Source organism: Sphingobacteriales bacterium (assembly GCA_016700115.1).
Taxonomy (GTDB): domain Bacteria; phylum Bacteroidota; class Bacteroidia; order Chitinophagales; family UBA2359; genus UBA2359.
Genome location: CP064999.1, coordinates 1765756 through 1787691, shown reverse-complemented (window position 1 = coordinate 1787691; position 21936 = coordinate 1765756). Strand labels below are relative to the sequence as shown.

The 21936-nt window shown below is 41.7% G+C and carries 19 protein-coding genes; 11 read left to right on the top strand and 8 right to left on the bottom strand.

All coding sequences use genetic code 11. From position 1 onward, the window contains the following. Positions 1–83: 83 nt before the first annotated feature. The gene (locus IPM47_06400; GenBank protein ID QQS30560.1) at positions 84–281 is read left to right on the top strand and encodes a type II toxin-antitoxin system HicA family toxin; all 198 of its coding nucleotides are present in this window, start codon (positions 84–86) and stop codon (positions 279–281) included. Between the two features lie 5 nt (positions 282–286). Next, positions 287–691 (top strand): helix-turn-helix transcriptional regulator, encoded by a 405-nt coding sequence (locus IPM47_06395; protein ID QQS30559.1) that lies wholly within the window; start codon positions 287–289, stop codon positions 689–691. Between the two features lie 63 nt (positions 692–754). Here the strand turns inward: IPM47_06395 and IPM47_06390 are convergent, their stop codons facing one another. Beyond that, positions 755–2125, bottom strand: a complete 1371-nt coding sequence (locus IPM47_06390; GenBank protein ID QQS30558.1) for a histidine--tRNA ligase — start codon at positions 2123–2125, stop codon at positions 755–757. A 68-nt stretch (positions 2126–2193) separates the two neighbouring features. Further along, entirely contained in the window at positions 2194–2670 is a 477-nt protein-coding gene (locus IPM47_06385) for a low molecular weight phosphotyrosine protein phosphatase (GenBank protein ID QQS30557.1), read from the bottom strand. Positions 2671–2808: 138 nt separating this feature from the next. Between IPM47_06385 and IPM47_06380 the strand changes: the two genes are divergently transcribed. Continuing rightward, the gene (locus IPM47_06380) at positions 2809–3666 is read left to right on the top strand and encodes a dienelactone hydrolase family protein (protein QQS30556.1); all 858 of its coding nucleotides are present in this window, start codon (positions 2809–2811) and stop codon (positions 3664–3666) included. A gap of 389 nt (positions 3667–4055) precedes the next feature. After that, the gene (gene smpB / locus IPM47_06375; protein ID QQS30555.1) at positions 4056–4523 is read left to right on the top strand and encodes an SsrA-binding protein SmpB; all 468 of its coding nucleotides are present in this window, start codon (positions 4056–4058) and stop codon (positions 4521–4523) included. 2 nt (positions 4524–4525) lie between these two features. Here the strand turns inward: smpB and IPM47_06370 are convergent, their stop codons facing one another. Beyond that, positions 4526–4996, bottom strand: a complete 471-nt coding sequence (locus tag IPM47_06370; GenBank protein ID QQS30554.1) for a hypothetical protein — start codon at positions 4994–4996, stop codon at positions 4526–4528. Positions 4997–5451: 455 nt separating this feature from the next. Between IPM47_06370 and IPM47_06365 the strand changes: the two genes are divergently transcribed. The 4 genes from IPM47_06365 to IPM47_06350 all read left to right on the top strand — a co-directional run bounded on the left by IPM47_06365 (position 5452) and on the right by IPM47_06350 (position 17024). Beyond that, positions 5452–6507 (top strand): sensor histidine kinase, encoded by a 1056-nt coding sequence (locus IPM47_06365; GenBank protein QQS30553.1) that lies wholly within the window; start codon positions 5452–5454, stop codon positions 6505–6507. A gap of 357 nt (positions 6508–6864) precedes the next feature. Further along, positions 6865–11739 (top strand): DUF4347 domain-containing protein, encoded by a 4875-nt coding sequence (locus tag IPM47_06360; protein ID QQS30552.1) that lies wholly within the window; start codon positions 6865–6867, stop codon positions 11737–11739. A 376-nt stretch (positions 11740–12115) separates the two neighbouring features. Beyond that, positions 12116–13870, top strand: coding sequence for a T9SS type A sorting domain-containing protein (locus IPM47_06355; protein ID QQS30551.1), 1755 nt, complete (start codon positions 12116–12118; stop codon positions 13868–13870). 106 nt (positions 13871–13976) lie between these two features. Beyond that, positions 13977–17024: a CotH kinase family protein gene (locus IPM47_06350; GenBank protein QQS30550.1), complete on the top strand. Its 3048-nt coding sequence runs from the start codon at positions 13977–13979 to the stop codon at positions 17022–17024. Between the two features lie 484 nt (positions 17025–17508). Here IPM47_06350 and IPM47_06345 read toward each other — a convergent pair whose 3' ends face one another. The 5 genes from IPM47_06345 to IPM47_06325 all read right to left on the bottom strand — a co-directional run bounded on the left by IPM47_06345 (position 17509) and on the right by IPM47_06325 (position 19158). Next, complete coding sequence (locus IPM47_06345; protein QQS30549.1) at positions 17509–17709, bottom strand: hypothetical protein; 201 nt, start codon at positions 17707–17709, stop codon at positions 17509–17511. A 12-nt stretch (positions 17710–17721) separates the two neighbouring features. Then, a complete protein-coding gene (locus IPM47_06340) occupies positions 17722–17898 on the bottom strand; it encodes a hypothetical protein (protein ID QQS30548.1) in 177 nt (58 codons plus the stop codon). Positions 17899–18269: 371 nt separating this feature from the next. After that, positions 18270–18629: a putative toxin-antitoxin system toxin component, PIN family gene (locus IPM47_06335; GenBank protein QQS30547.1), complete on the bottom strand. Its 360-nt coding sequence runs from the start codon at positions 18627–18629 to the stop codon at positions 18270–18272. Next, a complete protein-coding gene (locus IPM47_06330) occupies positions 18604–18840 on the bottom strand; it encodes a hypothetical protein (protein ID QQS30546.1) in 237 nt (78 codons plus the stop codon). The genes IPM47_06335 and IPM47_06330 overlap by 26 nt, the downstream gene beginning before the upstream one ends. Positions 18841–18891: 51 nt before the next feature. Beyond that, positions 18892–19158 (bottom strand): hypothetical protein, encoded by a 267-nt coding sequence (locus IPM47_06325; protein ID QQS30545.1) that lies wholly within the window; start codon positions 19156–19158, stop codon positions 18892–18894. A gap of 178 nt (positions 19159–19336) precedes the next feature. Here IPM47_06325 and IPM47_06320 point away from each other — a divergent pair, with 178 nt between their 5' ends. From IPM47_06320 to IPM47_06310, 3 genes are all read left to right on the top strand, one after another. Next, the gene (locus IPM47_06320; protein QQS30544.1) at positions 19337–19882 is read left to right on the top strand and encodes a hypothetical protein; all 546 of its coding nucleotides are present in this window, start codon (positions 19337–19339) and stop codon (positions 19880–19882) included. 288 nt (positions 19883–20170) lie between these two features. Beyond that, the gene (locus IPM47_06315) at positions 20171–20800 is read left to right on the top strand and encodes a hypothetical protein (protein QQS30543.1); all 630 of its coding nucleotides are present in this window, start codon (positions 20171–20173) and stop codon (positions 20798–20800) included. Positions 20801–21384: 584 nt separating this feature from the next. Continuing rightward, on the top strand, positions 21385–21867 hold the full coding sequence (locus IPM47_06310; GenBank protein QQS30542.1) for a GyrI-like domain-containing protein: 483 nt from the start codon (positions 21385–21387) through the stop codon (positions 21865–21867). Positions 21868–21936 lie beyond the last annotated feature (69 nt).

Sequence of the window (21936 nt, the reverse complement as noted above, 5' to 3'; positions counted from 1 at the left end):
TTCAAATTTTAATGTGTTTTATATCCATCTGAAATTTTATTGAGCCGGTTTGTTAAAGTAATATATTTATTACCTTTGCATTAATGAAAAGCAGCGAACTTTTGCGGTTAATGAAAAAAGACGGGTGGTACGAAATAAGGCAAAAAGGCAGCCATGCTATAATGAAACACCCCACTAAGCTTAACATTATACCCGTTCCGTTCCATGCTTCCAAAGAAATGAAAAAAGGAACTTTGCAAGCCATTTTGAAACTTGCAGAAATAGAAACCAATAAAAGGTAGAAGAAATGGAAACTGTAAAAAAGAAACCAAAAATTAAACTTAAAATAATCAAAGAAGATTTGGGTTATACTGCTTTGGGTCAATGGAGAAACCGAAGCCTTGTAACTTGTGGGGATAATTGGGATGAGCTCCGGCAAATGATAATTGAAATGCTTAACCTTGCTTTTGAAGATTTGGGCTACACCTACATTATTGACGAAATCCAATTTGAATTTGACTTGGAAAGTTTCTTTGATTTTTATAAGGTAATCAATGCAAAGGCACTTTCTGAACGTATTGGAATGAGTCAAAGCCTTTTAGCTCAATACATCAATGGGAACAAAAAACCCTCCGCACTCCAAACCAAACGCATTTTGCTGGGCGTTCAGCAATTAGGACGTGAACTGGCTGAAGTCAGGTTTTTGCTTTAGCGTATATTTAATTGCGTTCTTTTTAACATTTCGTCTGTTTTTTATACCCAGATTCTTTTGCGGTTACTTCGCTGCAATCATCTCTACTGCTTCGGCAACAGTTACATCGTGTTGTTCGCCGGTGATCATGTTTTTTACTGCCACCCTTCCTGAAGTTATTTCGGTTTCTCCGCAAAAGACCACGAACGGAATTTGTTTGTTGTTGGCATAGTCCATCTGTTTTTTAATTTTTGCCGGCTCGGGATAAATCTCTGCCGGAATGTTTTGGCTTCTGAATCTTTGAAGGGTCTTGAATGCATATTGTTCCAGCAATTCTCCAAAGTTGACAAACATAGCTCTTACAACAAAGTCAGCCCCTTTGGGAAATCGTTGCAGTTCTTCCAAAACATCGTAAATCCGGTCTAACCCGAATGAAATTCCAACTCCCGACAGGCCTTTCAATCCAAAAGTTCCGGTCAGGTCATCATACCGGCCGCCTCCGCCCAGACTGCCTATATTTACCTCCTCGGTTTTTACCTCAAAAATGCAGCCGGTATAATAGTTCAGCCCTCGTGCAAGGGTAATGTCTAATTGAACGGGGTTGTTCAGGGCGATGCTGTTCAGGTAGTTAAACAGGGCTTGTATTTCGGCTATCCCCTTTTGACCGGTTTCGGAATCGGCAAGTTTTTCATTCAGTAGTGCCAATACGCTCAGGTTATCTCCTTCAAATTCCAAAAATGCCTGTACGGTTTTCAGGGCTTGTTCACCAATTCCTTTGGCGGTCAGTTCGGCACTTACACCTTCCAAACCGATTTTGTCGAGCTTGTCAATGGCCACGGTAAAGTCGGTAAACCTATCCGACATGCCACAAACTTTGGCAATGCCTGCCAGAATTTTCCGGTTATTGACCAAAATCCGCACTTTGACCCCCAACTGAGAATAAACGCGATCGTAAATTTGTACCAGTTCGGCTTCATTGAGCAACGAAGTAGTTCCTATGGCATCGGCATCACATTGGTAAAACTCACGGTATCGCCCTTTTTGAGGACGGTCTGCCCTCCAAACGGGTTGAATTTGATAGCGTTTAAACGGAAAAGTCAGTTTTCCCTGATTCATCACCACATACCGTGCAAAGGGAATAGTGAGGTCATATCTGAGGGCGCGCTCGGTAATTCCTTTGGTGTTTTTACCCGAAAGCACCTGATCAAAAGCCTCTAATGCTTTGGTGCGTTTATCGGGATGGTCCAATCCGTTGTTCAGGATTTTAAAAATGAGTTTGTCGCCTTCATCCCCGTATTTACCTAACAGGGTGTCGAGATTTTCCATTGAAGGCGTTTCAAGCGGCTCGTAGCCAAATTGTTCAAACGTTTGACGGATGGTTTGGATAATGTATTGGCGGCGGCGAACTTCAAAAGGGCTGAAATCGCGGGTGCCGCTTGGTAAGGATGGTTTCATAGTTCCGTTAAATGGGGTTGTAAAAAACGCTGATTACCTGTTTGAAATCCGTGTTTTTTTTTGCGGGTTTAATCTAAGTAAGCGTAGGAGTTGTATTTGTCAAGTATAGCATCGCAGGCAGGATTGAGCAGATGGTAAACTAATTCAAAGCTCTCAAGATTGCCATAATATGGGTCGGGTACCGAGCGGTTATGGTTCGGGTTCACTTCGTTCAGGATAAATTTAACCTTTTTCATCAGGTCATTCCGGTTATTTGCCAACCGTTTTACTTCTTTGTAGTTGTCTTCGTCCATCACATAGATTAACTCAAAATCAACCAAATCCTGAAATTGAATTTTGCGGGCACGAAGTGCACTGATGTCAATATTATATTCCTTCAACTTGAAAATGGCGCGATGGTCGGGTGCTTCCCCGCTATGCCATCCGCCTGTACCTGCCGAGTCTATTACCCAGTTTAGTCCGGCAGCTTTAACCTTATGTTGTAAAATGCCTTCTGCCATCGGCGAGCGGCAGATATTGCCCATGCAAACCATTAGTATTTTCATAGACACAAAGGTAATTCCTAATTTGGCATTTTTAAACTCTTACAACAGCAAACTATTTCATCTGTTCAGGCAGAACGGTAAATTTCCGGCATTAAGCCCTATCTTGCGACTTGTTAATAATCACCCATTCCGAAACAGATGGTTTACCTGAAAAATATACCCTTGGCTGGAAAACACGGCCGTCCGATTCTCTCTGATGTTTATTATCACAAGACCGGCATTGCCAAACCGGTTGTTATTTTTTCACACGGGTTCAAAGGGTTTAAAGATTGGGGAGCATGGCATATCGTAGCCCAAAGGTTTGCAGATGCCGGATTTGTTTTTGTGCTGTTTAATTTTTCATACAACGGAACAACACCGGAAAAGCCCGAAGAATTTGCAGACCTTGAAGCTTTTGGCAACAACAACTACAGCATAGAGTTGGACGATTTAGGCGTGGTCTTAGATTGGATTACGGGCAGCAGCAGCCCGGTTCCTGAACAGGAAAAAGACAACCGCAACTTGTTTTTGACCGGACATAGCAGGGGCGGCGGCATCACCATCTTAAAAGCCAACGAAGACCCACGCATTAAAGGAATTGCAACCTGGGCAGGGGTTTGCTCCTATCACCGGCATATCAGTCAGGGAAACACCATTGACCTGTGGCGCGAAAAGGGGGTTATTTATATCTCCAATGCCCGAACAAAACAGGAAATGCCCCTTTATTTCCAGTTGTACGAAAATACCGTTCAAAACATGGGAAGGTTGAATATCGAACAAGCCGCCAAAAACCTGAATTGTCCCTTGCTTATCATCCACGGCACAACCGACCCTGTTGTCTTGTTCGAAGAAGCTCAATTGTTGCATCAATGGCATACCAACAGCAGGCTGCTGCCCATTCCCAATGCCAACCACGTTTTTGGTATGAGACACCCCTGGGAAAGCACGGAACTGCCCGCCGATGCCCAAACTATGGCTGACGAAACCATCCGTTTCTTTAAAGGACTTTTAGAGTAACCCTGCTAAAAGCCAAACATGTAGCATCTGCGAAGTCTTTTCCGTTTAATACTATTTTCTGCCCTCCAATATTTCAACTTTACCCCCAAAACCGGGTATTTCGCATCTTCGCAATAACTCATTGCGCCCTTGCATTAAGTCAAAGTAACTATGCAATAAGTTAGAGTCAACCTTATTTTTTGACCCGATTTTCGTTTTTTTGCAAAAAAATGGGGAGGTTTTATTGGCGCGGGGCAAGGTGGCGGTGGGGAAGTGAAAAGTGAAAAACTAAAAGTGAAAAGCAAGAAAACCCTGAAAGGGTTGAATATGAATAGCCGTATTAGTTTAATTGAAACTTATTTAACCATGATTGCGTTATCTTTGCTTGTTGTATAAAAACAAGCAAAGCCATGACGACCAAAACAAACGAACCAAAAATTGCGGCCAATAACAAACGCGCCAACTTTGAGTACTTTCTCATTGAAAAGTACACTGCCGGAATTGTGCTGACGGGAACGGAGGTAAAATCCTGTAAGACGGGTAAAGTCAGTATGAGCGATGCCTATTGTTATTTCAGCAAAGGAGAACTTTGGTTAAAACACCTGCATATTTCAGAATACAAACAAGGGGGGGTGTATAACCACGACCCCAAGCGGGAGCGCAAACTGTTGCTTAAAAGGCGGGAGCTCAAAAAGTTAGAAGCCAAAATGAAAGAACGGGGCTATACCATTGTCCCCACTCAGGTGTTTATCAACACAGAGGGATTGATTAAGGTAGAGATCGCCTTGGCAAAAGGCAAGAAAGAGTTTAACAAAAAAGAAAGTATTAAGGAGAAAGACCAGCGCCGCGAATTAGACCGAAGTCTGAGCGGAGAATAACTCTATTGTCTGATGACATACCGCAGTGCAAATGCACCACCGGGCAGAAACCCAAATCCGTTGTCTAACCATCCGTATGCAGGTTTTGCGGTAAAAGCAAAGCTGATAGGGGCATTGCTAAAGCTGTATTCCAACCCGAAGACACCATCAGCCCCTAAACTCAATCCTCCGTCATAGCTGCCGATATGCCCACCAACACCGTATATAAAACTAAGCTCTTGGGTAAACAATTCTGCATGCCACTCTGCAAGCAAAATAGCATCAAATCCTTTTGCATAAGCGCCCCCTAAATCACCGTAATATCCCACTATGCCTTCAAAAGCAAACCGGTCGCTTAAAAATTGTTTATAGGTCAATCCGATAGGGACTCCCAAATTTACCCCTATTGCGCTTTGATATTGTTGGGCATGTATCTTATTGTCGGAAAAAACCAGGGCAATCAGGAAAAGAAGGAACAGTGAAAGTTTTTTCATAGCACAGTATTGAAGGTAAAAATTTAGAATAGGTGAACCAAAAAGTAATTAAAGAATTTTGGGGGCAAAAAGTTGAGAAAAAGGTAAAATAAAAAATAATTTACCCGCATTTCAATCCTAATTTAGCATACAGGGAAAAACTTTGTTTAATTTTTTCATTATACTAAACTGTTAATTCCAACTTTATATTTTACTATTCGTAAAAAAAATTGAATAGCCAAGAAAATAAATTTAAAACGATAGATTTGAAATGCTTATAAACAGTCAAGGAGTATTTTCAAAAACTATGCGACTATGTCGAAATCTGTTCCTGATATTTAAAATGCAATAGCCATCAGTCTTCAACCCTTATACCTGCCATTTTCCTGATAGAACTTAGGCAAAGATGGTAGGGATGTCTTACATTTGTGCTAAACATGGATGGTGAATCATTTATGGGCAATGAACATTAAAAAATGCCGGAAAGCAACAAAAACATTACCCCTAATCGCCTGGCTTTAGCCACTGCATTTATTTGCAGTGTCATTACTGTTGTGCTATCCCTCATAACCGGACTGTTGTTCGGGTTATCATTGACATGGGGGTTACTGCTTAGCGGTGTTTTTAATCTGATTATTTGCTATTGGTTGTTTTATGGTGCTTTAGAGCGATTCATTTACCGGAAGGTGAAGGTAATCTATAAAAATATACACCGATTGAAACAACCGCAGGGAACGTTGATGGACAAGCCCGATATGAACCGCAACATCATTGACGATGTGGAAACGGAAGTGATGCAGTGGGCCGGCGAGCAAACTTCTGAAATTGAGCAACTCAAAAAGATGGAAACCTATCGTCGCGAATTTTTGGGTAATGTCTCTCATGAACTGAAAACACCCCTGTTCAACATGCAGGGTTACCTCGATACCTTGTTGGACGGGGGTATTGACGACCCGAAAATCAACCGTGAATATCTGCATAAAGCCTCCAAAAATGTCGAACGATTAATCAATATCGTAAACGATTTAGACATTATCAGCCAACACGAAAGCGGGGAATTACAACTGAAATGGGAGCGGTTTAAAATTTACGACCTTGCCAAAGAGGTAATGGACTCTTTTGATATGATTGCAGATGCCAACGATGTTACCCTTACTTTTAAAGAAGGTTGTGATACCTCCATGTTGGTTTATGCCGACAAAGAAAGGATAAGGCAGGTTTTGAACAATCTCATATCCAACTCTATCAAATATGGCAAGGAAAACGGTAAAACCTCCGTCGGGATTTATGATATGGATAAAAACGCATTGATAGAAATTACCGATAACGGCATCGGAATTGAAGCCAAACATCTTCCCCGTCTGTTTGAACGGTTTTACCGCGTTGACCCCAGCCGTTCCCGAATATTGGGCGGTTCTGGTTTGGGTTTGGCAATTGTGAAACACATTATAGAGGCTTTGAATCAAACCATACATGTCAGAAGTGCTCCCGGAGTAGGTACAACTTTCGGCTTTACGTTAAAAAAAGCGTGATTTTTAAACTATTACTTGGTTTTTTCAAAAATTCTTTTTTAACTTTATTGAAATTTTATGAGGCCTCCCGGCTTCATCGTGATAGGCAAAGTAATAGTTCATCTGATAGCGCCCCACAAACTACATCAAAAGGTATTTTTCTTAGTATTTAAGACTCTATAGCAACCGTTTTCAAAGTAAGAAAATCGCTCACAGAAGTTTTCTCCTGTTTTACTTGTAACATTAGCGCCCACCGAACTTACGTTTTTTTAAAAAACTGTGTATCAACAATATTCACCTTTTACTCAGGTGAGTACTTTGTGTATATAAGCCTTTCAGACAGGCTTGGTTTATCTTAACAATTCTAAATAGTTGACTATGAAAACATGTAACCCAATCTTACAGATGTTGGCAGGGATTATCTTTGCATTTATTTTTGGACAAACTCCTCTTTTGGCAACAACTAACGTACCCAAAGGAGGTGCGGTGATAGATGTCGGAGCAGGTGGCAACAATATTCAGATTGAAATAAAAAACAATACCGGTAAAGAAGCCACCGACGTAACCGTTACGATTTATAAAGACGACAATTCGGCAGTTCCCAATATTGTTACCCTCGACATTGCCGGAAAAACAGATAATGTGGATGATAACGGCGACGGGATAAACAACCCCGGTGAAACCGACAATACCGATTCTTCGCCCGGCACCACCGGCCGCTCCATGATGTCGGGCACCGGGAACAATAAGGTTAAAAACGGGGAAACGGCTACTGTAAATATCGGTTTAAGCGGAAGCACACCCGCCGGCACTAAAATAAGAGTTCGTTTTTCGACCAAAGACAATGCCAACAGGCATTTTGATATGTGTGCCTCTTTACAAATGCGCGGATTAGGCAATTCTCATAATGTCGGTATTCCGATAGGCACTTCTTTAGCACAAATTGATGCCTGGAATGTAACGGTAAACGATGTAACAAGTTTTTCCTTACAGGTTCCTATGACAAGTGGTTTGGTGTTTAACAGCATCAATATTGCTCCACCTTATACAGGCATTGTCAATATTGTAAGCAACACTGCTACAGTTACGGTAAATCCCCCTATCATGCCTTTTGAGGCCATGAGCATGTTCATAGTGTTTAATATGCCTTATCCATTAGCTGTGAGCACGTTTGTTTCGACTACGGTAACAGGTCAGTTGCCGCACCCAAGTTGTATGAGTCCGGTGATTAATAGCGTAAACAGTTTTGCTATAGGCTCATTTTTTGATATCTTTACCACAGTCAGTTTCGATGACTCTCCCCGGCATTGTCAGGACTTTACCGTTACCAACGCCACCGGACAAGCCGCCTCCGATTTGCATATTACCTTTACCGGTACCGGCGGCTCATTAGAAACAGCCGTTATTGCCGCACCGGGATGCGGACAGGCACAAATTCCCTCAAACGGAAAAGTAACCAATACTGCCGAAATAATCTGGCCGACAGCCTGTGTTCCGGCGGGCGGAACGGTTACCATCAGGGTTTGTACAATGAACGGCCCGCTTGCTTTTGCGGGAGGTCACTGGACCAATAACAATAACAATATCGGAGCAATAGGTCCGGCAGACATTGCCGATACCGGAAACAATCAGGGTGTGCCGGGCAATAGCTATTCCCTTTTAGCAGGAGATAATTTTACCACTTTCTTTCCCGATGGCAGCGGACTTCAAACCGTCGCCTTAACCAATGCCTTTCTTCCTCCGATTCCTTACGATGTAATGATCGCCAATTCCGGAGACCCTACGTGTAACAACACCATGCCGGGCTTATTGCCTCCCGCATCCGTGCCCTGTAGTTCAATGGTAGGTACAGCCTGGCCGATGGGAGATTACCCTCGAATTGTTACAGGAATTAATAATCCGGTATCGTTTATAGACGGAGGTAACCCCGTAACAGGAATCAAGGTAACTCCTCCGGCTATGATAGACCCCATTAATAACTTTATTTGCGGAACAGATTACCGTGCCTCCTTCGTCCCGAACGGAATTAGCGTTGTCTTTTCAGGGCAGGCCCCGTTTGCGGTCGAAGTCAGCCACATGAATGGTACGATTGTGAATTATATAATTGAAGTAGGGGTTAACAGCACCGATGCCGGAGATACCGGCGGCGAGTGCAACGGAGGTAACGCCACAGAAATAGATTGCGGCATACCCGATGTAGCCGTTGTGAGCGGAACGCTTGGATTTCCTCATGCCTGGGGCGATATTGGCGAAGAAGTAGGAAACATCAACGAAGCCATAGAAGCCATCAATGCTGCATACGCTGCCAATGGAAATCAACCGGTCGAAGTAACCATAGATGCACACGGTTCTTCCGGCAGTATTGAAATAGGAGGAGAAACTTTTACCATTGATAATATAGCTGATTTTGCTGCTGCGGTTGCCGGAAAAATCAGCGCATTAAATATTTTTGGATGCAGCGTGGCCGAAGGCCCCGAAGGACTTGCCTTTATTTGTGCGCTGGAGATCGCTTTAGGTTGTAATGTGGTCGCTTCTACAGGAGTAATGTCAGACACCGGAGATGACCCTAACCGATGGTTTACCGAAGGTGAAATGATCAGTTGGGAACCTCCGACTATACCAATAATTGACTTTATTTATCCTTTTATGGCTTACCCGGGCGAGACTATACAAATTCATGGGTCGGGTTTTGGTGTATTAGACCCGGTCAATCAACTCTATATCGGCAGCTTCTTCGATATCTTTGTTGGCGATGAGTACTACTCCTTATGGACAGACAACCTCATTATCTTTACAATGCCTTGTTCGCCTGCCCCTCCCAATCCAGATTTGCTTCCTGCTCCAATACAAGTGATATTGGAAAATGGTGTAACGAGCAATTTTATGGATGTACTATACCATTCTCCGCAAAGGGCTTTCATCACCAATCCTAAAGCTGAAAGAGAGACTGTAATTCAACAAATTTTCTGGATTTATGCCACTCCACAGGGCAGCGGTCAAAACTATGAAAAAGCCGAATTTTTCTACCGGGATACCCCAAGTTCTCCCTGGAACTTTATCGGAACAGACTTAGACGGCTCATCTCCCGGCATCGGTACTTTACTGCCAATGGGCACTGGAGATGGTTGGAGTTTCCCATGGGAGCCACCGGTGTTACCCACTCAGGGAACATGGAAAGAAATAAAAGTGGTGTTTACCGACTTTTGTGGCAATGAAATAGAAGACATTAAACCCGTTTTCTGCGACCCAACACCTCTTAAACCTCTTATAGATTACAATTTTTCTAAACTATACGGAAACAGAGGGCTGGCAGAAGATAATATTAACCTGAATTTCGAAATTTTGGATGAAAACGCCAATTTGTTAACCATTACCTGGTGGCCGCTTTTGTTTGAATGGCTCAGAGTGTTGGAACCAATGGGACAGTTGGATTCGGGGATAGAAGACAAAGAAGGGGATGATGCGACCAGTATGGCCTGCGGCCCGGTAGCTGCGGCCTCCTGCCTCCGGTATTTCAAAGACCGCTTTCCGGCAATTAATGATGCCACCATAGATTCTCTGGCCAAACTCATTGCCTGCCACAGCGATTTGGACGACGAAACAGGAACCACTGTTGATGGAGTGATTGACGGAATAGGTGAAACCCTTAAAGGCTTGGGCATTGACATAGACGGATGGACAGCAGAATGGCATGATTCGGAAGGAAACGAAAAAAATATCATGGCCGATATGATTAAATGTATGACCGTTGACTCTGCCGATGTCATCCCGTTATTCTATCAAAAAGTAAACTGCGATATGAACGAAGATGGGGTTGTTGATGAAAAAGATTACGCCGGTCATTACGTTACCCTAAGTTCAAAGCACAGCGGTGTTCGAGATGAAATACTTCCTCCTATCCCTCCCGGACAACATATTATGGTTCCTACCCTCCATATTGATTTTATGGATCCGTGGACCGGAAATACTCAAATTTTTGAAGTGGACAACACCACCACACCGCCGGAATTGAAAGGAAAATTATCTTGTTATACCGGAGATACCTGTTACATTGGTAATTCCTATTTGAGAGGATACATAAAAATCAAACCACCTGCAGCAGGAGGTGGAGGCGGAGGAAATATTGTCCAACGTACTTCGGGCAATAACACCCTAAACAATGCTGCTGCTATGATGACCACGCAAACCGTTCCTTTAAGCGGACCCGGCACCTACAATATCAACCTGCCCAGCACTATGTTTGAAGTAGGAGGAAGTTTGATGACCCTTACCACCTCAGATTCAGACGGAAACGAACAAAGTTCCAATCTGTTGGTCTATGTGGGCGGTTGCAACAGTGCCGATTTCTACCACTATCAAACCTCTTCGCCGCTGACGGTTCAGTTTAACGACATTACCCAATACGACCCCAATCATCCGCCTACTGAATGGGAATGGGATTTTAACGACGACGAAGTCATTGATGCTACAACTCAAAGCCCGCAATTTACCTTCCCCGCACCGGGTAACTATATCGTAAGGATGATGGTAACAGCCGGAGGTTGCACCGATGCCGTTGCCTATACGGTGGCTGTTTCTTCTACGGTCCCACAACGGGTACATGCAAGAGCATTGTTGGAAGGGCCTTATAACGGAGGAGGAATGATGACCACTACTCTGTTGGCTGAAAATCTTATTCCTGAAACCCATCCCTTTAAAGGCGCACCCTGGTTCTATAACGGCAACGAAGGAGTTACCAACCTGCCTGCAAACATTACCGATTGGGTATTGATTGAACTCAGAAACAATGCTACGCCCGGTATTGTTGCTGCAAGCAGAGCCGGATTCTTGAGAAACGACGGTGTAATCCTCGAACTTGACGGAACACCCGGCCTGTATTTCCCCGGAGTTTCCAATGTACAAAACTTCCATATCGTTGTGCGACACCGCAACCACCTTGCCGTAATCAGTTCGGGCACGGTAATGACCAACAACAGTGTATCGCCTTACAACTTTACCTCATCGGCTGCTCAGGTGCAGGGAACCAATCAAATGAACCCGGTTAGCGGTGGTTTCTTTGCCCTTAGCGCCGGAGACTTCAACAGCGACGGTGTCGTTACCGTGTTCGACTTTAACTTCTATCAGTCCGAAGCATCTTTGATTAATCAATACCTGACTTCCGATTGCAATCTGGACAAAACCGTTTCGGTAGCAGACTTTAACCTCTATATGCCCAACTCGAGTAAAATTGGGGTCAGCTTGATCAGGTACTAACTATCTGACACTTATGTCTTTTTTTATGACCTAAGTATTTAGGATAATAAAATAATCAGCCGGCAGAGTTAAACAGCTCTGCCGGTTTTTTTTTAATCGAGGAGTCTGCTTAGTTTTATAGTAGCAACCTCTGAAAAAAACCTGCCGTAACTTAACTTGCACGGAAAAATATGCCATTTTCTCTTTTTTACCTGACAAGATGCGTTTCTTGTTGCAAGTTTCAATCTTAGCATATAGTTTTGTGTTGGTTCCATGCTAAGTTGGATTTCCTGTAAACAAATAACCTTTAAAAATTCTGCAACTAAAAAGCCGAATGGGTGTTTTAAACTGACTTTTACCAATTGCCTTTAGAAACTCCTCAAAAAGTAATTTCAATATGAAAGACATTTCCAAATGCGTGTTTTCTTGCTTTAAACTTATTTATTCTTTTGTATTAGGAGCCGGTTTAATGGTTTTTAATCCTTTTCATGGAACTGCTCAAAACATGGAACTGGAATTGATTGTGCCCTCGACCGGATGGAAGAAACCAATAGCAAACGGTGAAGAATTTTATTTCCCTGCTGCTGCCATGCAACCGCCGACGTTAAACTTTTTCATCAAAAACACCGGAACCGAAACCTTAAACATCGGCAGCTTTTACTTAGACGGAGACAATATTACCCAATTTACCATTCTGGGGTTGGTGGAATTGTCAATCAATCCGGGACAGCAAACCTCTTTTGGCATCAGCTATAACCCGCCACCCAGTTTTACCCAGCAAAGTTCTGCCTCATTTATCATAAACAACAATAGCCTGGACAACCCCATCTTTACCCTTGAAATGAGAGGCGCAGGAAGCGAATTGTACGGACCTTATTCGCCGCTTTATGGTGAGCTACAGTCCGTTTACATTGAAACTTGTCCGCAAATCAATAACTGTATCGGGCGGGAATCGGGAATAATTCAAGCCTTTTCGTTAGCTGAACAAGCGGATTTTACCGATACCTACAGAGGTACTATTGTCAATGGTGAAGGCGATTTATGGATCAGGGTTTCGTTAGATGGCGGTGAGTTTACCGAATCTGAAAATTTAAGTTTCTCGCCTTCTGAAAGCAACCTGTCGCAGGGCATATTGGTACACCGTGGAAATTCGTTTGTAAATACCACAGACGGAGATATCCCTGTATTTTTAAAATATGTCGAAACCTATACAAGACCCGATGGCTCGCCCTTAGTACTCATCGCACCCGAAACGCTCGGATTGCCCGCAGATATAGGCGGATTGGCTAAATTTGAATTTAGTACCGATTCGATAAGCTCACATAATATTATCCTTGCATCAGATTCCTATAACGGTACTTTTACCCCATTCTTAGACTACTTTGAAGCCATTCCTAACAGAACCTGTTTTAACTGCGGGCATTACAGCATATATAAACGGTTTTACTGGTTAAATATGCCGCCTGTTGTTACTGCTAATTCCCCCTTGGGGCTGAAACCCAATGAAACGGCCATCATCACCACCGATTTGTTAAATGTTCACGATTACGAAGAACTTCCTCCTCCGGCAGGAGATTTACCTTATCTGCCCAACCCCGCCAACGTGATGTTCGACTTTAACAGCACCACCCCGCTGCCCGAAGGTTCGGGTATTCTTTACCTGAACGGAACACCCGTTACCGCTACTACCACGTTTACCCTTGCCGACCTTCAGGCAGGATTGCTGACTTATGAAAACACCAATCCGGACGCAACCAACGACTCCTTTGTGTTCAGGGTTCATGACACCCGGGGGGCATTTGCCAATGATAGCGGAAATACCGTTTATACTTTTTCTATCATCATTGATGAGTTTATCGGTATCGGAGAAACAGCCCCCAATTCCGACAAAAACAACTTACAGGTTTTTACTGACCCCATCAAACAGGAAGCCCTTGCGAGGTTTGTTACCCCAAAAACAGAGAAGGTAAAATTAGCCCTCTATAATTTGTCGGGCTCCCATGTTGCAGACCTGTTTAACGGCAACACATCAGCCAATACCACCGTTGAAGTTCCTATTAATATCATGCTTTTCCCTTCGGGTATTTACCTTCTCTTGCTTCAAACAGAGCAAGGTGTTGCCGAACGGGTGAAATTTAGCATCATCAAATAAAAATCTTCAGCAAGTATTACTTAAGCACTAAGTTCCCGCAGTTTTTTGACCTTAAAAATAGGAGCAGGCTATTCTGTTGCCGAAAATTGAAAGCAAGATTACATTCATGGAAAGACATACATACAATATGCAAGTCGTAAAATGGTGTTTCACCTGTTTCCTTATTGTTGCATTAAGTTTGAGCCTGCAAGCACAATTGTACCTCAATGAGGGGAGCAACAAAAATTACCTTCGTATTGCCGATGAAAACGGAGATTATCCCGATTGGATTGAATTATACAATGCCGGCTCCGATACAGTCAGCTTGTATAACTATTCTTTGACTGATGATGAAAACCATCCTGCAAAATGGGTTTTCCCCAATGTAAGCATTCCACCTAATTCTTACAAAATCGTCTTTTGCAGTGGAAAAGACCGGAAGCCCGTTTCCGGCTTTGTCAATGTGCTCAATACAGGAACCTATAACCCCTATTTAGGCTGGAATACGCATGAGTTTACCACCCCTTTTTACTGGGATGGGGTTTCCAATATTTTGATTAGTACCTGCTCATACAGTTCAACAGGTTACACAAGCAATTCTGTCTTTAACCAATCTTTGACCCCGTTTGCATCCAGTGCATTTTCTTTTCAGGACGGAAGTGAAGCTGCCTGTTATGCTCCTTATGGCTCTCTGGCAACCATACGTCCAAATATGCGGCTAAACGGTATTGCCGTAGGAACCGGTGCAATTCAAAACTCACCCACCGATTATCCCGCACCTTATGGAAACTGGTGGTGGGGCGCAAAAAATCAAATGCTGATTTTAGCTTCCGAATTGAACGATGCCGGGCTAAATGAAGGATGGATAGAAAATCTGGCTTTTGATGTAGCCGGAACTGATCCCAATACGATCTATGACTACATAGACTTTAGTTTTAAATTGGTTTCTAAAAACAGCCTGTCTTCAGAATTTGAAACCGTTGACTTTAACAACAATCTGCACACTAACTTTAAAATAGGAAACAACGGTGAAATGGTTAGCCTGTATTCGCCTGAACAAACATTGATTAGCAGTTTGTTTGTGAACTGCAATGATTTGGACATCAGTAACGGACTTCTTCCCGACGGGTCTGACAATGTTGTTCTTTTTCAAAACACCACACCTGCAGCCACCAACAATCTCTCGGCCGGATTTTCCAGCTATTTAGTCGCTCCTGTCTTTTCGGAAACTTCCGGCATCTACAATTCTACATTTAGTGTCAGCATCACCAACCCCAATAGCGGGGATACTGAAATTTTTTTCACAACAGACGGAAGCGAACCCACTCCCTCATCCACGCTTTACACCGGACCGATACCGGTTTTTTATTCCATTGTGTTAAAAGCGCGGGCTTTCTCTGCGTCAGTTTTACCAAGCCCGGTTGCTGTATCTTCATACCTTTTGGGTGTCAGCCATACGACTCCTGTTCTTTCAGTAGTTACAGATTATTCAAACCTGTACGGACCATCCGGAATTTTTGAAAACTGGCAGTTTGATTGGCAAAGAGCAGCTTATGCTGAATATTTTGATACTACCCAACAGCTCATTTTTTCACAAAGGGCAGGTATTCAGGTTGACGGGGGTTGGGGCGGAAGCCGTTATCATGCTCAACATTCTTTCAGGGTAGAACTGGATAATGCCGTTTTAGGCGATGGCCCTATTGATTACCCTTTAATCCCGAATCGCCCTCAAAGAACAAAATACAGCAAATTCTATCTGCGCAACGGCAGCAATCAATTCCTAACACTTCCCTATAAAGATGCCTGTCAGGTAGAACTCATGGCGGGGCAAACCAATACGTATTATTCAGCGTGGAGACCGGTTACCGTTTATATCAACGGGGCTTACTTCGGGCTTTATGAAATGCGGGAAAAATTTGATTTGGAATATTTTGAAACCCTGGAAAATGCCGACCCCGATTCGACCGATATCTTATCGTTGAGTGCCTGGTATAACGGTGTTTTGCGCGCAGTCGAAGGATCGGTAGATTCTTTTTTTACCGATTACTCAGCCTTTAATCAACTCAATCCATCCGATACCACCTATTGGAATCAAGCAGACCAATACTTCGACCTCGTCTGGTACACCGATTATATCATCGGAACATCCTGGATGGGAAATGCCGATTGGCCGGGAAACAATATCAAAATTTACCGTTCAAACAGCACCGGTTTTAAATGGAGATACTGCCTGATTGACCTCGAACTTGCCCTTGCACCCAATGGTTGGACAGATTTCTATTTTGACCATATCGAATACATGCTTTCTCAAAGTTCCGGAAATCCGTTTATCAATGTGTGGTTGAAAAGTATGCAAAACGAGCGTTATAGAAACTATTTCATCAACCGGTTTGCCGATGTTATGAATACCGCCTACCTTCCCGAGCGGCTCATCAGCATCGAAAACAGCTTTTTCGACCAAACGGTCATTGAAATGCAAAACGAATATGCCCGATGGGGAAACCCGAACAATATTGTGGGACAAATGAATAATTTCTTTCAAAACCATCTGATTTTTCAAGACCAACTCCTGCAAAGAACCCCGTATGTCAGAAGCCATATCGAAACAAGATTTGATCTGCCCAATCAGGTTTTGGTCAGTTTAAACTGTTTTCCCGAAGGATCGGGAACCATTCAAATCAGCACCATAACACCCGATACCTACCCCTGGCAGGGAGTTTATTTTAACGGAGTGCCCGTCAAGATTGAAGCAAAACCGGCAGAGGGATTTCAGTTCCAACATTGGGAAAACAACGGACTGATTACCGACACCCTGATTGCCGTTTTCAGAGGAGAACTCGATGCAGCATCCATCAGTTTTAATGCTTTCTTTGAGCCGTTTATCATCACCCAAACTCAAACTCCCGAACCAAAAATTTCAGAGTTTCAGCTTTATCCAAACCCCACAGCCGACTACCTGTTTGTCAAACACCTCCACCAAACAAACAACACCGGCAACCTGACCTGCCAAATCGTTGATATGACCGGTCGTGTGCTACAACAGCAAAAACTGTCCTTAATGACCGGAACCACCCAAATCAACCTTCAACATCTACCGGCTTCTGTCTATATAGCTCAGATTTCTGATAATAACGGACAAATAGCCCAAATTCGCTTTGCTAAAATAAGCCGGTAGCCCTTTCCCGGGTTTTTAAAAAAATTTGGATAAATTAGCATCTAAGGAAAGCAGTATCCGGCTTTACGCAATGCCCGATCCTGTTTTTACATACTATTTGTCTTTATACAAACCGCCTTCTATACCCGCCTTTTGCAGGATGCCTTTGGCGTTTTGCAAGTAACGCAGGGCTTCCCGGTAAGGGGTGGGCTTCATGGCAGCTATGTATTTGGAATCAGATTTTAAGGAAATAATCTGTATATATCTTTGCGATGAACAATCCGGGCAAAGGTAGCTGTATCTTTTTCTATAAATATACCTATTCTGTAATCATCAATTTTAATCCTGTAGGCATTCTTAAAACCCTTTAGTTTTTTTAGATTTTTAATATTTGACGGTTTTTATGCTTGTTCTATTTCATCTATAATGGTAACAACCCCATTTTTAATATCTTGGATTGTTAACCTGTCTATATCTTTGGTAAATTGTTTAAGATAAACCGTTTTCATTTTTCTTTCAGCTTTTTCATTACTGTTTCTTTCTTAACTGTTTTTGTCCTGTCTGCTTTTTTCATTAACCATACCATGCCAATATCTTCTTTCTGTTCATCGGTTAATATAGTATTAGCTATATTCATCTTTTTAAATAGTACAGTAAGCATTTTAAACTCGGTTTGGTTTTTGGGAGTAATGAGTATTGTTTTCATTGCATATTGTTTTTACAAAGTTACTTCCTTTTTACCAAATAAAGCAAACAGCTTTTGATAGGTTTCATTGGGTATATAGTCGCACAAATAATCGGTATTGTGCGGGGAGAGAGGAGTTTTGATAAACACTGCCGACACCTTAGAAGAATTAAAATTGTTTAAATGCTTGAGGTGTCCGTAATTTGGCATCCTATTTTATAGTGCTGAAAATGAGCCGTTTATGTGCAGTGTTGTATAAGCACTGTTTAACAATGATTTTAGGGGTTTGTTTTGTTTTGCATAGCGGAGTTGGTAATCTTCAATATATTTCAGTTTTATACTAATTGCCTTCATTTCGCTTCAGAATCTCATCTAATGCAAGCAAAATGGCAAACTATATGCTGTAACGGATGCGGTTTTTACATAAATTATTTCGGCTTAGTCTTTACCCGCCTTTTGCAGGATGCCTTTGGCGTTTTGCAAGTAACGCAGGGCTTCCCGGTAGGAAGTATGTGTTTATGGGAACATTAACTATGGGTTAAAAGTATTTTAAACTGTGTTAATGAAATAATCTTTATGTTTTAAACAGTACCAAGTGCTGATAAAATTTTATCGCCGGTTACTATATGTGTTGCTTTCGCAGCAATTGCTAATTCAAACAAAAAATTGTCGTTTGGGTCAGGAGAATTGCCGTAAACAATTTTAGGCTTAATGTTTTTTGTTAAACTTTTGTAAAACGAGATATAGTTTATTATTGGAAGTGAAAGATACCCTGAAAATTTTTTTCTGCTTATTACTTCAGTTAGTTCCTGGGTAAGTTTTTCGGAGCGGTAAATGGTTAAATCATTATCAAGTATGAGGCGGGTTAAATCTGTAAGTCTTGCTTTAATTATGTAACTAACCCATATATTAGTGTCAAATACTACTTTCTGTATCTTCATTGTTAACACTATTTTTGCTTTTTCTCACATTTCTTGTTTCTTTCACTATGTCTTGCATCGTTACCTTGTTGGGCTTTACCGATTGATTTAGCAGTTTTGCTTTGTTTAGCAATATCTGTCTTTTCAGCCTATTAATAAGTGCCGTTTGTTGTTCGGCAGGCAGCTTTATTGCTAAATATGTAATTTGTTCTATTCGCTCTTGTTTGTTCATGGCACGAATGTGTTTTCTTCAAAATCAGTTAATATCTACCAATCAGTTGTTCTACAAAGTTACTTCCTTTTTACTAAATAACGCAAACAGCTTTTGATAGGTTTCATTGGGTATGTAGTCGCACATATAATCGGTATTTTGCGGGGAGAGAGGGGTTTTGATAAACACTGCCGACACCTTAGAAGAACTAAAATTGCCTATATGCTTGAGGTGTCGGTAATATTGTATTCTTTTTATGATGTATAACCTTTGCGAAGATTTAAGTACATACAATTTATCTTTATCGTAGGTCGGACTTGCTAAAAAGTCTTCAACCAAATTTCAGGCTTGAGAAGGGTTTACCAAATTCCCGGTTGTTTCTAAATTCCTTCCGTTTTTGGCCTCCTGATATTAGTTTTAGGGTGACTGGAAATTTTCCGCATTTAGGTTGTTGCCTTCATAAACTATAAATCCCATCCTCTTCTAAACGGCTGTAAATTTTGAATACTTGCTTCCGGTGTCAAAACAAGCTTTTTATCTTTCCAATCATTTCAGTGCATATTTTTCAGTTGATAATGCTCCGTTTTCGGTTGATAATGAGCCGTTTTCAGTTGATAATGCTCCATTTCCGGTTGATAATGCTCCGTTTCCGGTTGATAATGAACCGTTTCCGGTTGATAATGAACCGTTTCCAGTTGATAATGAACCGTTTCCAGTTGATAATGAACCATTTCCAGTTGATAATGAACCATTTCCAGTTGATAATGAACCATTTCCAGTTGATAATGAACCATTTCCAGTTGATAATGAACCATTTCCAGTTGATAATGAACCATTTCCGGTTGATAATGAACCATTTCCAGTTGATAATGAACCATTTCCAGTTGATAATGAACCATTTCCAGTTGATAATGAACCATTTCCAGTTGATAATGAACCATTTCCGGTTGATAATGAACCATTTCCAGTTGATAATGAACCATTTCCAGTTGATAATGAACCATTTCCAGTTGATAATGAACCATTTCCGGTTGATAATGAACCATTTCCGGTTGAAAACTGACTAATTCAGTTTGGAAAATTGCCTTTTTTAAGGGAGAATGCCCGGTGATTGTTCTTAAATGTGTGTTTTGACCCAAGATCAGTATTTGGTAAACAGATGTAACCTTCAAACCTATAAGGTTTTCGAAAACCTTATAGGTTTTTTAATGCGATTTACTATATTTTTTAGCTTTTTATTAAATTTGCTGTCTTTTTTTGAAACTATTTAGCAACCGTTTTTGTTTTAATGACGTTATTATACTTAAAACCACAAAAATTGATTTCATTCACCCACTAAAAACAAAATTCCATGACCGCATTTAAAATTAAACTCAGATTTGAGAAGAAAAGCGACAATAACCTGTTGGTGTTTTCTATTTTGGTGATATCGAAACTGACCGGAAATGCAGATTTTCCGACTACCTCGCCAACCCTGGCTGCTATTACCACATTGAAAGATGATTTTGAAACGGCAATAAACGCCGCCGCTAATCGGGATAAAACTGCGACTATCGCAAAAAGAGAAGCCCGCACAGCGTTAATAACCGGCTTGAAACTGCTTGCCTTAAATGTTGAACACACCTCGGCAGGTGACGAAGGAAAATTATCAACGACCGGATTTGACTATTACAGAGGTTCAAAAAGCGAAAATCCAACTCCCGGAATTCCCGTTATTTTAGATTTAGATTATGGCGTTATTTCAGGAACTGCTATTTGCCGTTGGAATAGTGCTGAGTTTGTTTCTGTTTATGAGATTCGCTATACCGAAGACCCCTTCAACCCCACAGCAAGATGGATCATGACATTGCCGGTTAAAAAGAGAAGTATGGTGTTAGAAAATCTTACTTTAGGCAGCAATATCTGGGTTCAGGTAAGGGCTGTAAACGCCGCCGGAGCAAGCAACTGGAGCGACCCTGCGCAGTTGATTTATATCCACTAAGCGTTTATCCGGCAATTTTTCGCCAAGTTTTCTGCTCAACAAAAGAGGCTGTCTGTCAAAAACAGGCAGCCTTTTAATTGAAGTGTTTCTTTTCCCGGTTTCAGCAAACCCGTAACAGTAAAGCCTTTAGGTAATTTGGTAACATTCGATTAAACCCGTAACTCTTATAGCCCAGCAAGACTTACAAAAACGGATTGTATATTCATATTCGTCCTATAGGTAGTAGAAAAGTACCTTATATTGCTTTATCAATACAATTCGAAACAAGTGCTGGAATTTTTGCAGAAAATGAAGACTTTTACCCGGTCTGAACCTGCGTTGAACAAACTTAAACTTTTGAGCATCCTAAAAAGCATTTAAACAAGAAACAGGGCATTACTTAAGAACACACTTTGGCGGGGGGTACTATTTGATTTGTGAAAGTGTATGCTCTTAAGTAACTTTATCCCCTGAAAAAAAACATTCAGGCTTCGGATTCCGCACAACTTTTAGCTGAAAAACGCAAGAGGTATGTGTAACAAAGCAATATTTTCTATCCCGCTCGCTTCGGGGAATTCAGACAAATACGAGATTGGCAAAGAAAAATGATACCAAGAATTGAAACAACAAATGAAAAGAAATTAGTCGGAAACCGGCTAACAATGAGTTTTGTAAACCACAAAGCGGGTGAACTTTGGAAGAAGTTTATGCCAAGGCGAAAAGACATAAAAAACAACTTGTCTAACGACCTGATTTCAATGGCAGTTTACAAGCCGGCACATTTTACAAACTTCAAACCGGCTAACGAATTTGAAAGGTGGGCAACAGTTGAAGTTTCCGACTTTGACCATGTGCCTTTCGGTATGGAAACTTTTGTTTTGCCAAGTGGACTCTACGCTGTTTTTGACTACAAAGGGTTAAGCACAGACCATTCGATTTTTCAATACATTTTGGGAACCTGGTTACCGGGTTCCGGCTTCGAATTGGATGACAGACCTCATTTTGAGGTATTAGGTGAGAAATACAAAAACAACGACCCAACATCCGAAGAAGAAATTTGGATACCTATAAAACGAAATAGAAAGTAACGCTATTACAACACTGCAACGAAAATCCGGCACTTATACCAAAATCAAAAACGCCAAATTTAATCGGCA